Source organism: Saprospiraceae bacterium (genome assembly GCA_016713025.1).
Lineage (GTDB): Bacteria > Bacteroidota > Bacteroidia > Chitinophagales > Saprospiraceae > OLB9.
Genome location: JADJPZ010000004.1, coordinates 12,710 through 31,276, shown reverse-complemented (window position 1 = coordinate 31,276; position 18,567 = coordinate 12,710). Strand labels below are relative to the sequence as shown.

Annotated in this window: 24 protein-coding genes and 1 pseudogene; 13 read left to right on the top strand and 12 right to left on the bottom strand. The window is 37.4% G+C overall.

The window, feature by feature from the left end; genetic code table 11:
• Positions 1 to 240: 240 nt before the first annotated feature.
• Positions 241 to 381, bottom strand: coding sequence for a hypothetical protein (locus IPK35_06725; GenBank protein ID MBK8052961.1), 141 nt, complete (start codon positions 379 to 381; stop codon positions 241 to 243).
• A 215-nt stretch (positions 382 to 596) separates the two neighbouring features.
• Between IPK35_06725 and IPK35_06720 the strand changes: the two genes are divergently transcribed.
• The gene (locus tag IPK35_06720; GenBank protein ID MBK8052960.1) at positions 597 to 812 is read left to right on the top strand and encodes a hypothetical protein; all 216 of its coding nucleotides are present in this window, start codon (positions 597 to 599) and stop codon (positions 810 to 812) included.
• Positions 813 to 846: 34 nt separating this feature from the next.
• Here IPK35_06720 and IPK35_06715 read toward each other — a convergent pair whose 3' ends face one another.
• On the bottom strand, positions 847 to 1,023 hold the full coding sequence (locus IPK35_06715; protein ID MBK8052959.1) for a hypothetical protein: 177 nt from the start codon (positions 1,021 to 1,023) through the stop codon (positions 847 to 849).
• A gap of 250 nt (positions 1,024 to 1,273) precedes the next feature.
• Between IPK35_06715 and IPK35_06710 the strand changes: the two genes are divergently transcribed.
• The 4 genes from IPK35_06710 to IPK35_06695 all read left to right on the top strand — a co-directional run bounded on the left by IPK35_06710 (position 1,274) and on the right by IPK35_06695 (position 4,010).
• Positions 1,274 to 1,648, top strand: a complete 375-nt coding sequence (locus tag IPK35_06710; GenBank protein ID MBK8052958.1) for a helix-turn-helix transcriptional regulator — start codon at positions 1,274 to 1,276, stop codon at positions 1,646 to 1,648.
• The gene (merTP, locus tag IPK35_06705) at positions 1,645 to 2,244 is read left to right on the top strand and encodes a mercuric transport protein MerTP (GenBank protein MBK8052957.1); all 600 of its coding nucleotides are present in this window, start codon (positions 1,645 to 1,647) and stop codon (positions 2,242 to 2,244) included. Before IPK35_06710 ends, merTP begins: the two co-directional genes overlap by 4 nt.
• A 628-nt stretch (positions 2,245 to 2,872) precedes the next feature.
• Positions 2,873 to 3,340, top strand: a complete 468-nt coding sequence (locus IPK35_06700) for a DUF1905 domain-containing protein (protein MBK8052956.1) — start codon at positions 2,873 to 2,875, stop codon at positions 3,338 to 3,340.
• Positions 3,333 to 4,010: a DUF2461 domain-containing protein gene (locus IPK35_06695; GenBank protein MBK8052955.1), complete on the top strand. Its 678-nt coding sequence runs from the start codon at positions 3,333 to 3,335 to the stop codon at positions 4,008 to 4,010. Before IPK35_06700 ends, IPK35_06695 begins: the two co-directional genes overlap by 8 nt.
• Before the next feature lie 370 nt (positions 4,011 to 4,380).
• Here IPK35_06695 and IPK35_06690 read toward each other — a convergent pair whose 3' ends face one another.
• Positions 4,381 to 4,563 carry a hypothetical protein gene (locus IPK35_06690; GenBank protein MBK8052954.1) on the bottom strand — a complete coding sequence of 61 codons (183 nt, stop codon included), beginning with the start codon at positions 4,561 to 4,563 and terminating at the stop codon, positions 4,381 to 4,383.
• 281 nt (positions 4,564 to 4,844) lie between these two features.
• Here IPK35_06690 and IPK35_06685 point away from each other — a divergent pair, with 281 nt between their 5' ends.
• Together IPK35_06685 and IPK35_06680 are read left to right on the top strand one after the other, a co-directional pair.
• The gene (locus IPK35_06685) at positions 4,845 to 5,153 is read left to right on the top strand and encodes a hypothetical protein (protein MBK8052953.1); all 309 of its coding nucleotides are present in this window, start codon (positions 4,845 to 4,847) and stop codon (positions 5,151 to 5,153) included.
• Between the two features lie 76 nt (positions 5,154 to 5,229).
• Complete coding sequence (locus IPK35_06680; GenBank protein MBK8052952.1) at positions 5,230 to 5,556, top strand: hypothetical protein; 327 nt, start codon at positions 5,230 to 5,232, stop codon at positions 5,554 to 5,556.
• Positions 5,557 to 5,704: 148 nt separating this feature from the next.
• On the opposite strand, the gene IPK35_06675 is transcribed toward IPK35_06680, so the two are convergent.
• The 4 genes from IPK35_06675 to IPK35_06660 are packed head-to-tail and all read right to left on the bottom strand — an operon-like array spanning position 5,705 to position 7,311.
• Positions 5,705 to 5,890 (bottom strand): hypothetical protein, encoded by a 186-nt coding sequence (locus IPK35_06675; protein MBK8052951.1) that lies wholly within the window; start codon positions 5,888 to 5,890, stop codon positions 5,705 to 5,707.
• Positions 5,874 to 6,131, bottom strand: coding sequence for a hypothetical protein (locus IPK35_06670; GenBank protein ID MBK8052950.1), 258 nt, complete (start codon positions 6,129 to 6,131; stop codon positions 5,874 to 5,876). Before IPK35_06670 ends, IPK35_06675 begins: the two co-directional genes overlap by 17 nt.
• Positions 6,131 to 6,526 (bottom strand): hypothetical protein, encoded by a 396-nt coding sequence (locus tag IPK35_06665; protein ID MBK8052949.1) that lies wholly within the window; start codon positions 6,524 to 6,526, stop codon positions 6,131 to 6,133. The genes IPK35_06670 and IPK35_06665 overlap by 1 nt, the downstream gene beginning before the upstream one ends.
• 32 nt (positions 6,527 to 6,558) lie before the next feature.
• Positions 6,559 to 7,311: a hypothetical protein gene (locus IPK35_06660; GenBank protein ID MBK8052948.1), complete on the bottom strand. Its 753-nt coding sequence runs from the start codon at positions 7,309 to 7,311 to the stop codon at positions 6,559 to 6,561.
• A 318-nt stretch (positions 7,312 to 7,629) separates the two neighbouring features.
• Between IPK35_06660 and IPK35_06655 the strand changes: the two genes are divergently transcribed.
• Positions 7,630 to 7,827: a hypothetical protein gene (locus IPK35_06655; GenBank protein MBK8052947.1), complete on the top strand. Its 198-nt coding sequence runs from the start codon at positions 7,630 to 7,632 to the stop codon at positions 7,825 to 7,827.
• On the opposite strand, the gene IPK35_06650 is transcribed toward IPK35_06655, so the two are convergent.
• Together IPK35_06650 and IPK35_06645 are read right to left on the bottom strand one after the other, a co-directional pair.
• A complete protein-coding gene (locus tag IPK35_06650; GenBank protein MBK8052946.1) occupies positions 7,793 to 8,635 on the bottom strand; it encodes an RteC domain-containing protein in 843 nt (280 codons plus the stop codon). The two genes, IPK35_06655 and IPK35_06650, sit on opposite strands and share 35 nt — an antisense overlap.
• A gap of 162 nt (positions 8,636 to 8,797) precedes the next feature.
• The gene (locus tag IPK35_06645) at positions 8,798 to 10,048 is read right to left on the bottom strand and encodes a site-specific integrase (GenBank protein ID MBK8052945.1); all 1,251 of its coding nucleotides are present in this window, start codon (positions 10,046 to 10,048) and stop codon (positions 8,798 to 8,800) included.
• 277 nt (positions 10,049 to 10,325) lie between these two features.
• Here IPK35_06645 and IPK35_06640 point away from each other — a divergent pair, with 277 nt between their 5' ends.
• The 5 genes and pseudogenes from IPK35_06640 to IPK35_06620 all read left to right on the top strand — a co-directional run bounded on the left by IPK35_06640 (position 10,326) and on the right by IPK35_06620 (position 15,322).
• On the top strand, positions 10,326 to 11,249 hold the full coding sequence (locus IPK35_06640; protein MBK8052944.1) for an acetyl-CoA carboxylase carboxyltransferase subunit alpha: 924 nt from the start codon (positions 10,326 to 10,328) through the stop codon (positions 11,247 to 11,249).
• Between the two features lie 20 nt (positions 11,250 to 11,269).
• On the top strand, positions 11,270 to 11,794 hold the full coding sequence (locus IPK35_06635) for a hypothetical protein (protein MBK8052943.1): 525 nt from the start codon (positions 11,270 to 11,272) through the stop codon (positions 11,792 to 11,794).
• Positions 11,795 to 11,813: 19 nt separating this feature from the next.
• Complete coding sequence (locus IPK35_06630) at positions 11,814 to 12,716, top strand: 4-hydroxy-tetrahydrodipicolinate synthase (GenBank protein ID MBK8052942.1); 903 nt, start codon at positions 11,814 to 11,816, stop codon at positions 12,714 to 12,716.
• An 81-nt stretch (positions 12,717 to 12,797) separates the two neighbouring features.
• A pseudogene (locus tag IPK35_06625) lies at positions 12,798 to 14,624 on the top strand (glycoside hydrolase family 9 protein).
• 53 nt (positions 14,625 to 14,677) lie between these two features.
• Positions 14,678 to 15,322: a polysaccharide deacetylase family protein gene (locus tag IPK35_06620; protein ID MBK8052941.1), complete on the top strand. Its 645-nt coding sequence runs from the start codon at positions 14,678 to 14,680 to the stop codon at positions 15,320 to 15,322.
• Between the two features lie 153 nt (positions 15,323 to 15,475).
• Here IPK35_06620 and IPK35_06615 read toward each other — a convergent pair whose 3' ends face one another.
• The 3 genes from IPK35_06615 to IPK35_06605 all read right to left on the bottom strand — a co-directional run bounded on the left by IPK35_06615 (position 15,476) and on the right by IPK35_06605 (position 18,472).
• Complete coding sequence (locus IPK35_06615; GenBank protein MBK8052940.1) at positions 15,476 to 16,435, bottom strand: calcium/sodium antiporter; 960 nt, start codon at positions 16,433 to 16,435, stop codon at positions 15,476 to 15,478.
• An 84-nt stretch (positions 16,436 to 16,519) separates the two neighbouring features.
• Positions 16,520 to 17,086 (bottom strand): PepSY domain-containing protein, encoded by a 567-nt coding sequence (locus IPK35_06610; GenBank protein ID MBK8052939.1) that lies wholly within the window; start codon positions 17,084 to 17,086, stop codon positions 16,520 to 16,522.
• A gap of 138 nt (positions 17,087 to 17,224) precedes the next feature.
• Positions 17,225 to 18,472: an aspartyl protease family protein gene (locus tag IPK35_06605; GenBank protein MBK8052938.1), complete on the bottom strand. Its 1,248-nt coding sequence runs from the start codon at positions 18,470 to 18,472 to the stop codon at positions 17,225 to 17,227.
• Positions 18,473 to 18,567 lie beyond the last annotated feature (95 nt).

The following is an 18,567-nucleotide window of genomic DNA, read 5'->3' as shown; positions in this document are numbered from 1 at the left end:
TGCAAAGGTAATGGATAACTTTAAATAAACTGCAAAATCGTATATAAATATTCATATAATTGTATTAAATATATTCATGAAATTATAAAACATTGTAATACAATAATATACAGTTAATAGATTTTATTGTAATTTTATAAATGTAGGAATAAATATTATTTAAAATGCAGATAACTTTTTATCCCCATCCTCCGGCACACCTTCTTCACTCCATCATTCAGTCCCTACCATTTCACTTCGCTACCTGCGTCCGCTACCTTGCATTATCGCTCCTTCCATTCCTTCGTTCATCAGGAGAGCCGGGTGACTGAGCGCTGCAAAGCTGAGTCGAAGTCCCCGCAGCATAAGTATCTCCGTCACTCCATTGCACGGCCAGCGCAAGTTTGCAACTTGTGCTCTACTATTTCCATTCCGCATGCAGCATTGACAGCCGCCCACTAGCTTTACTTCAGTCAATGCCACCTCTGCTCCATTCCACCTGCCCATTCGCTCCATTCCGTTCCTCCTATACACATGCTTTTAGCTCAGCTTTTTTACCCCATACGCAATCCTCAGCTTCATAAGCTGTGTGCCGAAGGCACTTATTTATTTGTCGGGTGCTTGCTTCATTGCATTCCGCTGCGTTCACCCTTTCGCAGGTAAAGCGGCATACTGTCTCAGCCATAGACCATCCTGGCACTGCCACTGACTTAGCTCATAGCCTGCATCTGTACAGAGTGTACTCAGCACCACATCCACCCAATACACACAGTACAGCAGCAGTCTATCTCCCGCCAACGCTCTACAGCGGCAGCGACGCAGTTACAGAGTAGAAGCCATATAGCCCAGTACCAGTGCCTTTGGCACCTATATGCCACATATCTCCACCTTGCAGGTAGTATATGTGTCATATTCCTGGTCCTTATGTCTTCCACTCTGTGAAGGGCGCTCCTGGATGGCGGCTATGGCTGGCAGTATTTCCGGTGCTGCCTGTGCCTGATACAGCGTGCCCACTCCGCCAGCTCCATGCGCACACTGTATCATTCACCGCACCTCCCTTTATTTTTTTTGGGGGCAGCCATGCGGGGGCATTTGGTACGCACAGCCATCTTCGTTCCTCACACTACTCCTGTACGCACCATCTGCCCCGCTGCCCCTGGTGAATTCTTACTTCTTAGTTTTACCACCTCTGGTGGTATGTTTTTAGTTGCATAGTCAACGCTGAAGGCTCTTTTACCTGATAAAAATGTATTTAAGTAGTTGCTTAAATAAACAAATTGACTACCTTTGTGCTATGAACAACATTTCTTGTATTAGACAACAGGCGGACATTAAGCAAATCAATCGTTGCAAAGACCGAGTTTCAGAACTGAACGGTTCGTTTGACTATTTATCGAACGGACTTGAATTGGCGGGTAACAACGTAAGACTGAAAATCCTGTTCCTGCTTTACGAAGAGAAACAACTTTGCGTTTGCGACCTGAGCGACATTCTCGGAATGACCATTTCGGCAATTTCACAACATCTGCGAAAACTCAAAGACAGAAAATTGATTGAAACGGAAAGGCAAGCACAAACCATTTTCTACTCATTGACAAAAGAGTATGAAAAAATGCTCAAACCGTTTTTCAAAATACTTCACGAAAACAAAATTTTGGAAACAATATGAAAACAGACAAAAAATTAATCGGTGCAGGACTTTTGACAGCAATTGCTGCTTCACTTTGTTGTATCACACCTGTATTGGCTCTTGTTGCTGGGACAAGCGGACTTGCTTCTACTTTTTCGTGGCTAGAACCTGCAAGACCATATTTTATAGGTTTGACAATTTTGGTTCTTGGTTTTGCTTGGTACCAAAAGTTGAAACCCAATAAACAAATTGACTGCAATTGCGATACGGAAGAAAAGCCAAAATTTATTCAATCCAAAATGTTTTTAGGAATTATAACAGCATTTTCAATAGTTATGCTTGCCTTTCCTTATTATGCTCACATTTTTTATCCCAAGACAGAAAAACAAGTCATTGTGGTTGACAAATCAAATGTTCAGACAGTTGAGTTTACCATAAGCGGAATGACTTGTGCAAGTTGTGAAGAACACGTAAACCACGAAGTGAATAAACTTTCGGGAATAATCAAATCAACTGCTTCATACGAAAACGAAAACGCAATTGTAGAATTTGATAACACAAAAACGAACATTTCCGAAATTGAAAAAGCAATTAATGGAACAGGATATTCAGTAACTGACAAAAAGGAAAAATAAAATGGAAATCATATTACAATCAACAATCACTTGCCCAAACTGCGGACACAAAAAGGAAGAAACTATGCCGGCGGATGCATGCCAATATTTTTACGAATGTGAAAAATGTAATCAAATTCTTAAACCAAAACAAGGTGACTGCTGTGTTTATTGTAGTTTCGGAAGTGTAAAATGTCCGCCAATTCAACAAGACAAGAAATGTTGTTAACAAAGGCTAATTTAGATATTTTAATAAAAAAACCGATCCGCAAATATAATGCTCTTCCGGCTTAGTAAAGATCAAGCCTTGCAGGTGTTGGTGTAAAAAATGGCTTGGTGGAAGTGTATGGACTCTTTCCAGTTTAAGGTATAGTATTATATTGGCTTTATCCTCTCTTTATTAGTTCCCCTTGAACAAAGAACCTTGTTATGTCCCTAACAAACCTCTATATTTGCCCTCAATAGTTATTTTGTGAAGTATTTAAAAACTTATATCATCCATTTATAAATGAATCACATTACCAAACTTTCCTATTTTTATAAAATTCAATATGTATTATAAATCAATTAGTTATAATTTTAAAATTGAAAATAGAGTTGAGTATAACACCTTGTTAGTGGAAAAGTTAAATAATAAAACAAGCATAAAATGGAATACTTAGTAAAGGACAAAAAACTCGAATTAAAATATCAACCAGGCAAAGGTGCTTGGACTTACCATATCCAAATTCCAAACACGAAACACATAGTTGGGAAATGGGGATCAATGAAAGTTTCAGGCACAATTGACAACTATAAAATAGAAAGTATAAACCTAGCCAAATTAGGAGATCATGACAAACTAATTTCTATTAATGATAAAATCAGAAAAGCAATTAACAAAAGCGGTGGCGACAATGTAACGGTGACTCTTTATTTGTTGACATCAAAAGAGCACCTAGCAAAGAAAGAAGTTTTAGAGACATTCGAAGACTCAGGGGTATTAAATGCGTTTAATAACCTGACGGAAGACGATCGGAATGAAATGATTGGAAAAATCACTTCTTTAAAATCTGAAGACGAGCAAGTAAAAATGATTTTGAAATACATTAACCAACTAAATAAAAATAATGATTAAGCAGACATCTCTTGACTTCCTTTCAAAACTCAAACTAAACAATTCAAGGGAATGGTTTGAACAAAATAGAGACTTGTACGAAAATTACAAAAGCGACATACTTCAATTAACTGAAAATCTTTTGAAAGAATTATCAAAGATTGACCAATCAATTTTACAAGCCAACTTAGACCCTAAAAAATGCTTGACGAGAGTAAACCGAGATTTAAGATTTTCAAAAGATAAGACACCTTATAAAAATTATGTCTTAGTGGTTTTTAATAAGAATTATCCACAACCAAACAAAGCAGGATATTTTATTCATATAGAACCAGGCAATTGTTCAGTTGGTGGTGGAGTTTGGCAGACAACACCTGAATATTTAAAGAAAATTCGTCAAGAGATTGACTACTCATTTAGTGACTTAAATAAAATCATTACTGCCCCTGAATTTCAAAAAACCTTCCCAAACGGAATACAAGGTGTTGGAAAACTTAAAAAAATTCCAGACGGCTATGACGAAACTAATCCAGCAAGTGAACTTTTGAAAATGAAAGGATTTTGTACACAAGAACCGCTCAATGACAAGTTCATGATAAGTAAAGACTGTATTAAAACCATAATTGACTATTTTGAAACAACTAAACCACTCATTGACTACATCAACAAAGCAATTGAGTATGACGAATAAAAGCCCATTCGCTAACATTAAGCCGTTTTGCAAAATCAGGGTTTTTGTGATTCTATCAAAGTGAAGTGCAAAATTCAAGCTTTGTGAATCAAATGAAGTTTAGTGCTTAAAATCCCAGCCTTCACCAAGAGCCAAAACCGGTATAGGTTAAATATTTTCCACTTTTTAGTTAACAAAAAAAAACCGATCAGCAAATTTAATGCTCTTCTGGCTTAGTAAAGATCAAGCCCGGTGGGTTTCGGCTAATAATTTCTAACTCAAATGCTTGCCAAAAATTATTATCCGAAAATCTTGACAAAGCCGCCACCCCACATTTTTGCTGCTTATCGGTTTTTATTTATGGTATCCTGTGTTTTGGGAAACGGATACACTAATAATCACCTGAGCGATGTCTATGGGAATACTTTTCCCGGATTTCCTTTTCCAGAGTCTCATATTCTTCTTCTGTCATACTGCTGTTGTGGAAAGCCTTCATTTTCAGAAGCATGATTTCCTGCTGCATGAGCAAATCATCATCAGGAGAAAAATCTGATTGGTCATCACTGTGGTCCATAATCACTACTATTTAGGTTCTGCAAATCTACATAAAAAAACCTTCCAAATATCCACATTCACAAATCTGCAACTAACCAAATCCACATTTTTTTTTACCCCACATACAGGCACAAAGGTAGCTTCGGGTCTGTTATATGCAAGGTCTGCTAACCACTCATCCTACGCTTGCGCCTTTCAGGCGTTCCACCTTGCATAAATCAGACACCTTACGCTGGCACTGCACCTGTTAGTGTGGCTGAGTGAGCTGCACCTCTTTTATTCATTTTATATTTTATTATCATGGCTACTATATCATTAGCCTTTCATCCGGGTCAGCTGGTCCAGACTTCGAGCATATTTGATGCATCCTGCGAGCACCAGCCTTTCTTTGCTTTTATTCGTTCTTGTATCGCTCGTCATCTCCGTGGTGATTGGGGAGATTGCAGTGAGCAGGATCAGGCCAGTAATGAGATTGCCCTCCAGGGTGGCGGTCGGCTATTTTCTGTCTATGTCATTCCGCCCCAGCTTTTTCCTATGGAGAGCAAGATTTGGATCATCACTGAGTCATCCAGAGAGTACACTACGGTATTATTCCCTTCAGAGTATTAGTCTCTGATTGGTTAGCCTTGGTCTTTGACCAGGGCTATTTTATTCATCTTATTTTTTAACTTTTTAATTTATGCTTATGAGAGCTTCGTTAGTTTTACCATCACTTCCTTTTGATCCCGGCACAGTCGTATTCAGTCCGGGCATCACATCAGCACTTAAGTCTTCCTTGTCACTCAGGCAGATTATGGATCACTTTCTGGAGTGCCATTTGGCCACGGATTTCGGCATTGTATCCAGAGCCATGAGATTTAATAATGTTTTAGCTGCATTGCTGGAGACTGGCCATCTCACATCCAGATATTACCTCCATCATCATATTTGTCCACCTGAGACAGGTCTTATTATTACTACACATCTGGATGAGCGTACTACCACCATCCGCTTTGCTTCTGAGCAGGAGTAGTCTTATATAGATAGCCGTGGTCTATTTGACCAGGGCTATCTTTTTTAATGGTATTGCAATTTCAAATTGCAATCTCAATAAACGAAAAAAGGCCCCGAACCAGCGTCCGGAGCCTAACCCATGCAAACAACCAAAACTTAATCTCAACCTACTCCTTAGGCTTTTCCGGTGGCCACAACCGATGCAATCCTTTCGATACCCCAAAACTCACCATCGCTCCCACACATGCCAGGATTCCGGTCTTAAGTATATCACTGCCATCGACAATACCAATGAAAGCAATCACGGTACCACCGAGTGTACCCATGGCCTGATCACTATGGTGAATTCCCATCGATACCTCCTTCTCCCTTTTGCCCGATGACATCATCTCCAATGTTGGTAAACTGACTTACAGCTGTGGCCACACCACCAGCTGTCACTAGGTACCCACCAATAGTCACCACTGCTGCAGGAAGCGACACCGGAGCAGTCAGCAACACAGTACCCACACCTGCCATGATCAACCCAATATTTCGCAACACCTTAAAAAACTTTGGCGTCGGTGCCTTTGCCCTATCTATGATTTTACTCATCACTTTTTACTTTTAATTTCAATAAAATGATCCTTCTCTCCACTTATCTTTAGATTCTCAATGATATAATTTAATGCCAGTCTGGAATGCAAACCCTTCCCATTCCCACTCAAAGAGAACACCGGAGCTATACAGCCCCGGAGTTCCTTCTGAGCATCATTGGCCACATGTACCAGGATACCGGATCTGCCCTTCACATTATTCACCAGCAGGCACTCGCCAAATTTCGGATGCTGAATGATGGCCATTGGATAAACACCTTCCGGCACACACGATACATTCCGCTCATTATTGGCCCATCTCAATTCAATACTCCGACACAGCAAAATACCTTTGATAAAAATCAACCCATCTGTCCAGCCATCCTGATACAACCTTTGAAGCTCAATTACCATCTCAAATCTTTAGAAATTACTCCATCTTAGTCTTACACCACTTCGATAACCGCAAGTGAGTTATATCCGCCATTCTTGAGAGAATACTGGATACCATTCACTTCCTGAAAAAATTCGATCAGCAATACAAACACATGGATTCCTGTGGCAAGAGTTGGCGCAGCTGCATGTGTGAGATTCACCGTTGCTGCAGTACCATTTGCAGGAAGGTTGACCGTATTGCTTAATGACGTCTCAAACTCTCCGGTACCAAAATCAACCTTTGCCCATCCACTGGTGATACTCATGTGCGTAGATCCGGGAGCAACAGCCACATCCATAATGGGTACCAAATCAACGATATCCAAAGCTCCGGTAGTGGTATTCAGCGCATAAGGCTTAAAAAGAATGCCACTTAATACCGATTTGATGTTGAAGTTGAAACCCTTCAGCACTGCTTTTCCTTCCGGAAGGTCAAAGCCTTCATGAACGTGTCTTTCTCCACGGGCATTGGCAGCATCCAGATTTTTCACATCTGTCATCACCTTTGTCAATCGTGAAGTCACCAGCTTATCACTGGCTGTCATCATCAGATTACGAAATGCAGTTCTCAACTGCTTGCCGGCAGTTGCCGACATACCAAATTCGGAGCCATTCTCTCTGGTCCTTTGGAATGCCGGATCATTCGCGATGCGATCCCCGGATATTCCTCCCTTGGTTTTAACCAGATAATTTCCATCTGATTTGTAAAATGTGAGTTCATCAAGCGTTCCCTCAATTTTCAAATAACTCTTCTGTCTAGCCATACGACTTGATTTTAAATGTTAAATAATACCCAAAGATAGTATCACATTTCCCACAAAATCAACAAGGACGTGCTTGGAATGTCCTAAAGTGTTACATTTAGGTTCATTTATGTCATAATAATCTAACAAATTTGAACTTATAATCCCACAATAGCATTAACTTTGAATAAATAAATTATATATAATGAATATTTATCATATTTAAATGCTAATCCATTGGACGAGACACATTAATTTTTTGCCTATGGCAAAGCCAAGGGTAAAGTATGGGAAAGGTATGGATAGTGTATCAGAATTGAATTTTAAAAAAAATCATCAATGGAGCTTCAGAAAAGAATCATAATATACCCCAAAGATGTGGCTTTGATCACGGGAAGAAATGAAAGGTATGCACGGAAGGTTCTGTCTAAGGTGAGAATATATTTTGAAAAATCTTCCCATCATCCGGTAACTATCAAAGAGTATTGTGAATATTGCAAAATCAGGATGGATGAAGTTGAGCCAATGCTACTTTGATCTTTTGGATGACCTCCAATTTATGCTTTCTGTTATCTAGGTTTTCATTTAGAATACTTACAACTATTCGTAAAGTATCTACTAAGATAAGCAGTAGCTTTGAAGGATCATCTCTATTTTGAATATCAGAAAAAGTCCTGTAATGATTTCCCAGGTCTATATCAAAAGTACCTTCAAATGCTTTTACCAACATGTCCATTTCCTTGGATTCATGTTCAATCTTGCCGGCATAAGCCAGTACATAGATGAGTTCTACCAATTCTACTTTGGAACCTTTCCATTTTATTGTAGGGTAATCCTTGAGTTTTTCACTCAGCGGACGAGGATCCTTCTCGGAATACAAATACTTTTCGAGCATAAATGTCGCTGATATGACCGCAAATATATCCATTTTAGTTGAATTTCTATGGAAATACTCAGCATCTTTATTGGTTTCATTGGCTTTGAAATATCTATACATTTCTTTATTCTCTTCTTGAAATGTACAAAGTTTATTCATTTCCTGTTGAAGAAATTCCATTTTAGTCTCTTTAAATCCAAAAGGTTCATCCAGGTACATATCATACACCCGATCTATAAAGATACCATACTTCATAAATTCAGGCTTCTCCATTTTGTAATACCGGATTTCTTCAGCCTGATCTTTAAAAATGTAAGTGCGCTCCACTTCTAAAAGTTCTTCTGTGAGTTCATTGTGTTTTTGATGATGCTTTTTTAAATCCAAAGGTTTAATTTTCAATCCGTTGTCGATTGCTTCTTTAATTTTATTAAACTTGGACATCACAAGAAGCAATCTTTTCCTCAGCATACTCACACTAAGATTTAATACTTACGAACTGTCTTTTAAAAAATCTGGCAGGGGTTTTATTTTAACGAAATATTAATAATTTTATGATGATTACCTTATAAATTTTTAAAAATATTTTGGGAGCCTACAAATAGATTATAGACTCCCGAATATATACCCTGGTTATTCAGCTTGCTTTTGATCACCTGGAGCTTTTTTGTCCATTTTCTGATTCAGCATTTCCATTTCAGATGCAACCCTGGACTCAACTATTTTACCATAAATCTGAGTAGTTTTGATACTACTGTGACCTAACATTTTGCTGGTAGCTTCCATACTGACACCATTGGCCAATAAAACGGTCGTGGCAAAAGTGTGTCTGGCAATGTGCATAGTTAATGGTTTTTTGATGTCACATATATCTGCAAGCTCTTTCAGATAGGCATTTAGTTTTTGATTGCTCTTCATGGGAAGCAGTTTCTTTTCGTTCACACACTTAGGGTGTTCCTTATACTTATCAATAATTTCCAGGGCTGTGTCCAGAAGTGGTACGTTTGCAACATTATCATTTTTTTGTCTGGAAGTGTATATCCATTTTCGGCCATTGATCCCGGTATCTATGTGATCATTAGTCAACTTTGCCGCGTCTTTATAAGCATATCCGGTGTGGCAACAGAATACAAAAATGTCCCTTACTTCAGCTAATCTCTCTATGGAAATTTCTTTAGTCATAATGCGATCTAATTCTGAAGCGGTCAGATACTCGCGTTTGGTTTCTTTAATTGGGCATTTGTAGTTCTGAAATAAATTGCGTTCTGTCCATTCATTATTGACTGCAAACTCGGCAACCCTTGATAAATACTGAAGGTATTTCACCATGGTGTTCTGATGCAATTTCACTTCTGTTTTGAGATAGAATTCATATTCAACAATAAAGGAGTATTTTAAATGCACGAAGTAGACATCATCGACCTTGAACTGTTTACTTATAAAATCTCCGATTCGATTTCGATATGCTGAATATCTGGCCCAGGTATCTTTATTCATTTCAATTCCAACAAGCTTCTTTGTGTTGGAATTGTAAATGTCACAAACTTCCATGAGTTTTTTCTTACGGTCAATAGAAGTGGTTGTGAGTTTTTCACGAAGCATGTCTACAGTGATGTCAGTTTCGAAATGTTTCATTTCATTATAAACACGAATTGTGTCAAGCCGAATCTTTTCAAGCATTTCATTAAAAGAAGTGGCCTTTGCGGAATTTCCCTGGTATCTTCCATTCTTTTCATCCCATTGATCAGAAGAGCAGGTCTGGTTGATGGAAATCTTAGTTCTTTTTCCATCTAAGAACAAAAGTAGGTATATTGGGCCTATACCATTTTCAATTCTATCCTTACGTAGGACAAACGATATTTTTAAAAAATCTAACTTTTTCATGGCGCATAACATGGTTTAAACGGTTAATAAATAATCCATGTTGCCTCAAGATTGCCAAAATTTTACAAAAAATTGTTCATTTATAATTAGTTCTAACATCTGTCCCCAAGAAATTGCAAAAATTGTCTGGGTACACTATGGGAACATATGTTAGTGATATGGGGTCGCTGTGGGGACAAATGATTTGAGTTATTTTTCAGTGGATTGAGTTATTGAAATTTCATAACTCCTTGAAAAACAGAAGCCAAACAAGAAATCTGAGCGATTTTAATCTTGTTTGGCATCTTACTTTGCGGACTGGACGGGAGGCGAAGAAGGAGTCGTTGATGTAACAGAAAACATCAAAGAACTTGAAAAAAAAATACAAAATACCAAAAAAGATATTTATTCCAATCTGACTGGTTGGCAACGTGTTCAATTATCAAGACATCCTGAACGACCATACACATTATTTTACATCGACCAGATTTGTAAAAAATTTACTGAATTGCATGGCGACAGATACTACAAAGACGATAAAGCTATCGTTGGCGGGATTGCAAAGATTGACAATCAAAGTGTAGTAATATTGGGCCATCAGAAAGGAATCAATACCAAAATGAGACAATACCGCAATTTTGGTATGGCAAATCCTGACGGATACCGGAAAGCATTGAGATTGATGAAACTGGCAGAAAGATTCAATTTACCAGTCATTTCACTTATTGATACTCCTGGTGCATTTCCCGGTCTGGAAGCAGAAGAACGCGGGCAGGCTGAAGCCATCGCCAGAAATCTTTTTGAAATGGCTCAACTTAAAGTCCCTGTTCTTTGCTACATCATAGGTGAAGGAGCTTCTGGCGGAGCATTGGGCATTGGCTTGGGTGATAAAGTTTTTATGTTGGAGAATACCTGGTATACCGTGATATCGCCTGAATCTTGCTCATCCATCCTTTGGAGAAGCTGGGATTTCAAAGAAACAGCAGCCGAAGCGCTCAAACTTACACCTGAACATATGCTAGAATTTGAGTTGATTGACGATATTATCAAGGAACCACTGGGTGGAGCTCATACTGATCCGGAAAAAATGGCCAAAACGCTCAAAGCACATATAAAAACGGAATTGGCGGCTTTGATTAATATGGATGCTGAAGAACGAATAACACTTAGAATACAAAAATACAGTAATATGGGACGCTTTGCTATCGCTGATAGTAATTAGCGTCTTATGAAAACCCTAAAATGATTGGTTATTTAAAAAAATGGTTGTTTTATAAAGAGTTTCAGGTTGTCGCTAATCAAAAGCACCAGCCCAATAGCATTAATTATAACTCATCGATCTGTATTCTTTTTGATGGTACTAACGAAGATGATCGTAAAAAAGTCCACAAATTTAAAAAAAATCTGAACACAACCGGACATAAAAGTATAAAATCGTTGGCTTTTATAGACAATAACTTACCATTGGATAATGTTGATTATTCAGCCTATAATCGTAAAAATATAAAATGGTGTGGCGTGCCTTTTGGTGAAAAAGTAGAAGAATTTATCCATTTGAATTTTGATGTATTGATCGTTTTGTGTAAAAAGATGTTGCCTCATTATGAATATATCATTGCACACTCACAATCCAGATTTATCATTGGATCAGCAATACACAAAGCCGAAAAATATTTTAACCTTATTGTAGATGCAGAAGAAAAAAATGATCTGGATGAAATAATAAAATGCCTTTTAAGAACTACCGAACAAATTGCAATTAAATAATTAAAATAATCAGTTTATAATGAAAGATCAAAGATTTATAGGTACAGGAGTAGCTATCATCACACCATTCAGGAATAATGAGGTTGATTTTAATTCGCTTGCAGGACTTATAGATTATGTGATCAATGGAGGAGTAAATTATATTGTAGCATTGGGGTCAACCGGAGAGACGGCAACCTTAAATGAAGACGAAGCCAGATTAGTACTGGATTTTTGTATTGAGCGTATAAACAACAGGGTACCTTTGGTAGCTGGTAATTTCGGCTGGAATGATACAAAAGAACTGGTAAAAAAGATTAACGGATATAACTTTTCAGGAATTGATGCGATTCTTTCTTCCAGTCCCGCTTATGTAAAACCATCTCAGGAAGGCATTTTCAGGCATTACGCAGCTGTAGCTGATGCTAGTCAGGTGCCGGTGTTATTATACAATGTACCCGGAAGAACCAGATCCAATATAGAATGGGAAACCACTGTCAGACTGGCAGAATATAGCAAAAATATTATAGGTATCAAGGAAGCTTCCGGTGATCTGATCCAAACAACCAGGATTATTAAAAATAAACCGGATCATTTTATTGTCACATCAGGAGATGATGAAGTGGCCCTTCCAATGACTGCAGTAGGCGGTGATGGTGTCATTTCAGTTATGGCCAATGCACTTCCCAAAGCATTTAGTCAAATGATAAATTTTGCTCTGGACCAGGATTATTTTGCCGCAAGGGAACTCAATTTTAAAACATATGACCTGCACAAATGGCTTTACATTGAAGGAAATCCGGTGGGGATTAAATCGGCAATGGAGATCCTCGGCTATTGTACCAATGAAGTAAGACTTCCCTTGTCTCCACTTTCAGAGGCTAATTATGCAAAACTAAAAGAAGAATTGTTAAAAATCACTTCCGCCATGAATGTAGCATAAGAATTTTTTAAAATTCCCTAATAGATACAGCGCCTGACAAATGATGGCAAATATTGTAAACTTTGTAATCGTTAAATATATATGGGATCAGGCAAATTAAAGAATATATGGTTCATCGGCCTGATGATCACTTTTTCATTTACAACAATTCAGACCGAAGAATCCTGGATTAGAATAAATCTGTTGGGCTACAAACCCGGAAGTGTAAAGGTAGCAGTCTGGGCTGGTAAAATTAAAACCCCGATCACTTCCTTTGTGGTAGTAGATGCAGCCACCAATAAAATGGTTTTTGAGTCTGATTGCAGTGTATCATTTGGTGAATACGGCCCTTTTAAGGAAACCTATCGGCTGGATTTTTCTGATTTTACACAAAAAGGCAAATATTACTTAAAAGCTGGTAGCACTAGGTCTCCTGTATTTACTATTGATGAATATGTCTACGCCGGTTCTGCCGATTTTTGTCTCAGGTACATGAGACAGCAAAGATGTGGGTATAACCCTTTTCTGCAGGATTCGTGTCACGTACATGATGGATATACTATGTATGGCCCTATGCCTGATAGTAGTCATATCGATGTAGTTGGTGGCTGGCATGACGCCAGTGACTATTTGCAATATGTGACTACATCTGCAAATGCAACCTATCATCTCATGGCTGCATGGAGAGATTATCCTAAGGTTTTTTCTGATCATTTTTTGTCTGACGGACATACCGGCAATAATGGGTGGCCTGATGTGCTCGACGAAGCAAGATGGGGTTTGGACTGGCTTTTGAAAATGCATCCACAGGATGATTGGATGTTCAACCAGATTGCAGACGACCGGGATCACATCAGTATGCGATTGCCAAAAAATGATAATCAATATGGAAGAGGATTTGAGAGGCCCGTTTATTTTTGCTCGGGAAAACAACAGGGATTGCTGAAATATAAAAATAATTCCAATGGTCTCGCATCCACAGCTGGTAAGTTTTCCTCCGCTTTTGCATTGGGAAATAAATTATTTCAATAAAATGATCCTGAATATGCTACAAAATTAAAAACCAAATCCTTTTCTGCTTTTAAACTGGGAATAAAATACCCCGGCGTATGCCAAACTGCCCCTTGTCGCGCTCCATATTATTATGAAGAAGAGAACTGGTCTGATGATATGCAACTGGCAGCCACATCAATTAAAGATGCTTTTCAGGATGAGGAAATTCAAATACAGCTGTCAATAAATCTTTTGAATTATGCCTATGATCAGGCATTAAAGGAGCCCATTACGCCATGGATGTTAAGTGATACGGCAAGGCACTATCAATGGTACCCGTTTGTAAATGTGGGACATTATGAACTGGCAAAACAAATTGACGATAATAAAAGGAAAAAAATAATCGATTTTTACAGACAAGGTATTGAACATGTGCAGAATAGAGCTAATGAGAATGCATTTAACAGAGGAATTCCATTTATCTGGTGCAGCAATAACCTAACCACGTCTTTTGCTATTCAATGTCTGTGGTACAAAGAACTCACCGGAGATAAGAGCTATTCCAAACTTGAGCAATCCAATTTTGATTGGTTGTTCGGTTGCAATCCCTGGGGTACCAGCTTTGTATTTGGATTACCTGCCAGCGCTGATACACCTGACGACCCGCATTCAGCATTTACACATATTGGTAAGTTTCCTATAGATGGCGGTCTTGTGGATGGTCCGGTTTATACGGGGATTTTTAATAATCTGATTGGGATCACGCTCTATCAACCGGACGAATATAAGGATTTTCAAAGCCAACTGGCTGTTTACCATGATGACTATGGTGACTATAGTACCAATGAACCGACTATGGATGGTGTAGCTTCCCTTATTTATTTAATGGCTGCAAAAGAAGCAGAAACTTCAACTTTAGTTCAAAAAAAAAAGTAAAAACCGATAGTGGTGCTATAGTAAGAGGAGATGATACCCACAAGAAAATTGCCATGGTATTTACAGGTGATGAGTATGGTGATGGGGGCGACACTATTTCCAAAATACTTGATAATTACCATATAAAAGCTTCATTTTTTCTTACCGGGAGATATTACAAAAATCCGGAGAACAAAGTTCACATTACTAAAATTATCGAAAAGGGGCATTATCTGGGTTGTCACAGCGATCAGCATTTACTGTATTGCGACTGGAAAAACAGGGATAGTTTGCTCATTTCCAAAGAGGAGTTTTTTGAAGATTTAACTAAAAACTATCATGCTCTTAATGCTTTTGGAATTAAAAAACAAGATGCATATTATTTTTTACCACCTTATGAATGGTATAATGATACTATATCAGCCTGGACAAAAGAATTTGGGCTACAACTCGTTAATTTCACATCAGGAACAAAAAGTATATCTGATTATACCTATCCTGAAATGAAATCCTACCGGACAAGTCAGGAAATTTATGAATCAGTCATTCAATATGAGAAAACAAGCCTAAACGGATTGAATGGGTTTATTTTATTGTTACATGTAGGTACTGACCCACGCAGGAAAGATAAGTTTTACTTTTTATTACCAGCTTTGATTGCAGAATTGATAGAAAAAGGATACAAATTTACTACGATTGATGAACTTCTGACTGAATAGAAAATGCGAATCCAAAATTAAATCAAGTGCCATAAATAAACATATTTGAAGGGCCAGACTGTTGAATTTTATACCACTTTAATGGAAATATATGCTTATTTACTTTGGGTGTAAATGTCGTATTCGTAATTCGTTGTTCGTTATATACAGGGATTATTGAACCTGATTCACCTGATAACCGAGGTAAAAAATATAACAAAGCAGAAAAATAATGCCTTCGGGTTTAGTTACTTTATGTCTTCCCATTAAATATCCGGAAGCCAGAAGGGCTAAACTCGCAAATATACAAACATAAAAGTCAATATCGGTTATGTTGCCTTTAGGCAGTGGAGCTATCAATGAGCTTATACCCAGAATAAAAAAAACATTAAATATATTACTGCCAACAATATTTCCTACCGCTATATCTGAGTTTTTTTTCAATGCTGCCACCACACTTGTTGCGAGCTCCGGTAGCGAAGTTCCTATCGCCACAATAGTCAGGCCTATGACAGCCTTACTCATACCAAAACTTAACGCAAGTTCTACCGCACTGTCCACAAAAAGTTTTCCACCTCCCACGAGAAATACAAGACCGCCGATGATGTATAACAATGATTTGGCTTTTGACATATTTTTAATATTAAGATCTTCATCCTCTCCACTGGTCTGGGCCAGATGTACCAGATAATACATAAAAATTGCCATAAAAGATAATAAAATTATTCCATCCGAAAGTGATACAATATCTTTTGACTCGCCTGAAAGTAACACATCATTTGCCATTACATAAAGGATAATGGCAGCGAGCAAACTGAGCGGAATTTCTTTTAGTACGGTATTTCGTAGAATCGTCAGCGGATAAATGATAGCCGTTATACCTAATATAAGAAGTATATTTGCAATATTACTTCCCACAATATTACCGAGAGCAATTTCAGAGTTTCCCGTATATGCTGAGTACGAACTAATAGCAAGCTCAGGAGATGAAGTACCAAAGGCTACTACGGTCAGTCCTATGACTATATTTGGAATATTATATTTTTTTGCTAGAGAGGCTGAACCATCTACCATAATATTGGCTCCGAAAACAACCATACCCAGCCCTGCTACTAATATCCGAAAGCTGATCATATTTATCTTTTCTTTACTAAATTTTTAATATAGTCTCAGTTTTGGTTGCAAATATATTCAATAACTTTTAATTCGATCGGATTACTATTTATTTCTTAGCCTTTTTGGACCATACCATAACCAAAATCCAGTTATGCAAAAAGTCAATAATCCCAAGCCGCATATTGAGGTATAAAAAAGTTTAAAAGTTCCTGAATTGATCCCCAATTGTCTGTCTGCCCAACTTCCATCATGGATTTGTTCTATAAGATCTGCCATTCTGGTTTCTTTTTTGAGCACTTTACCTGTAGCCCCATCTATCTGTAATCCTATGTAATGATCTTTAAATGAAATTTTGACTACCCCTTTGTCGGGCCTCACATCTATTCTGTCAATCACAGTATCAAGATTTGCAGCCAATGAGTCTTTAATATAAATGATTGCATTATCAACCAGAATATGCATGGGTAGCCATTCTTCCAAAATAGTAGAAGTACCATTTGTAGTCTCTGACAGAATCAACCCTCCAGAATTTTTTTTCCATCCCAACAGAATTCCGGTTATACTGACAAAAATTAAAAAGATAAAAAGACTAATACCAGTGAATCGATGCAATTTTCGAAACAAACGCAGTGTTTTAGCTTGTTGTTGGCGATTTTTTAAATTTTCCAAAGAAAATGTTTAGAATTTGATAGCATATTTATAATGGTGGCCTGAAATGAAATAATACAATTTCTAAAGTGCGTCAGACTTATCATCAGATTTTTTCTGATTTGCAAAAATAAATGTTTAACATCAAAATGAATTCACTTATTCAAAAAGATTCCTCAATACAATTTCTTTTTGCAATTTTTCATCTCCTCTTAAAACTTTAAGTTTTATTTTTTTTCCTGTTTTTCCAACAAATTTTTTATTTAACTGCCTTAAAGTAAACCATTTATAAGAAAAACACCCGACTTTAAGAATGATGTCACCAGGTCTTATGTCTGCATCCGAGGCAGGGGAATTTTCCGTTACATACCTGACATAATAACTGTTCAACTCTTCTCCGAAGGCAAATAATGTCAAACCACTTTTGTCAAATTCAAATTTTTTGTTATAATTTTTTACCGGTTTAAGGTACATTTTAGCACCGGCAAAATCTATTATGACATCAAAACGTTCCAATAAAAGATTGCCGATTAATCCGTTTCTTATTATTTTGTCTGTACTGATCCGGGCATCATCCAGCGCCTGAAAGCTGCTCAAAAGATTATTGAAAAACAGGGGACCCAGATTTAATCTGTGTATTCTACCTGAAAAACCTTCGATATCTCCGCCCAGACCTTTTCCAAGACTACCTTTTACTATCTGTCCTGATAGGTTTAGTAATGTATCCGTATTGTGATGAAATAGGGCAGTCAATGCAGCACCACTATCTATCAGCAGTCTTGTTTTGACAGATGTGCCTGAATTAACTTCTGTGATACAATTAAGGTAAGGCTTTTTGTTGATAATTTCCAAATCATAAGAATGATAATTTTTGAGTTTTGATGTATTAAACTTCTTTGGATTATATATGGTCAATTGACTTAATTTGTAATCAATTCTGATAACCATACCTTTAAAAAATTCAGCACCAAGGATACCGTCTACTTTACTCCCGATGTATTCTTCCAGAAAGAGATGGTCTTTTTCTAATACAATGATATTATGTCTCACTGTCATGGTGTTGACCAATTGCAAAAAAGTGCCGTTACATATATATGCATGGACTTCTTCACTCATATCAGAACCCATCAATGTAATTTTCTTATGATAGGATATATTGAGCATTTCGGCATGTTCCCGTTTTAAAAGTATCGTATTTTCAGCTCCTGTATCAACGATAAATTTTAGTGGAAGTACCTTTTGAAATACCACATCTACTATGATAAATCCATTGGTATATAAAAAAGGTACCGTAATCTCATCAGACTCTCCGATGACGTAGGATTTAAGTAATTGTCCTTTGCATAGTAAGGAGTTATACAGGATGATGATTAATGCCAGAAAAAGTTTCAATTTATAAGCAGGCATTCATATTAGTTTCTAACCACATTAATTTTAAAACTCATAAGTTTTTGATTTTATTTTGGATTACCCGTCTTTAGGTTTATTTTTTTCGGACATTC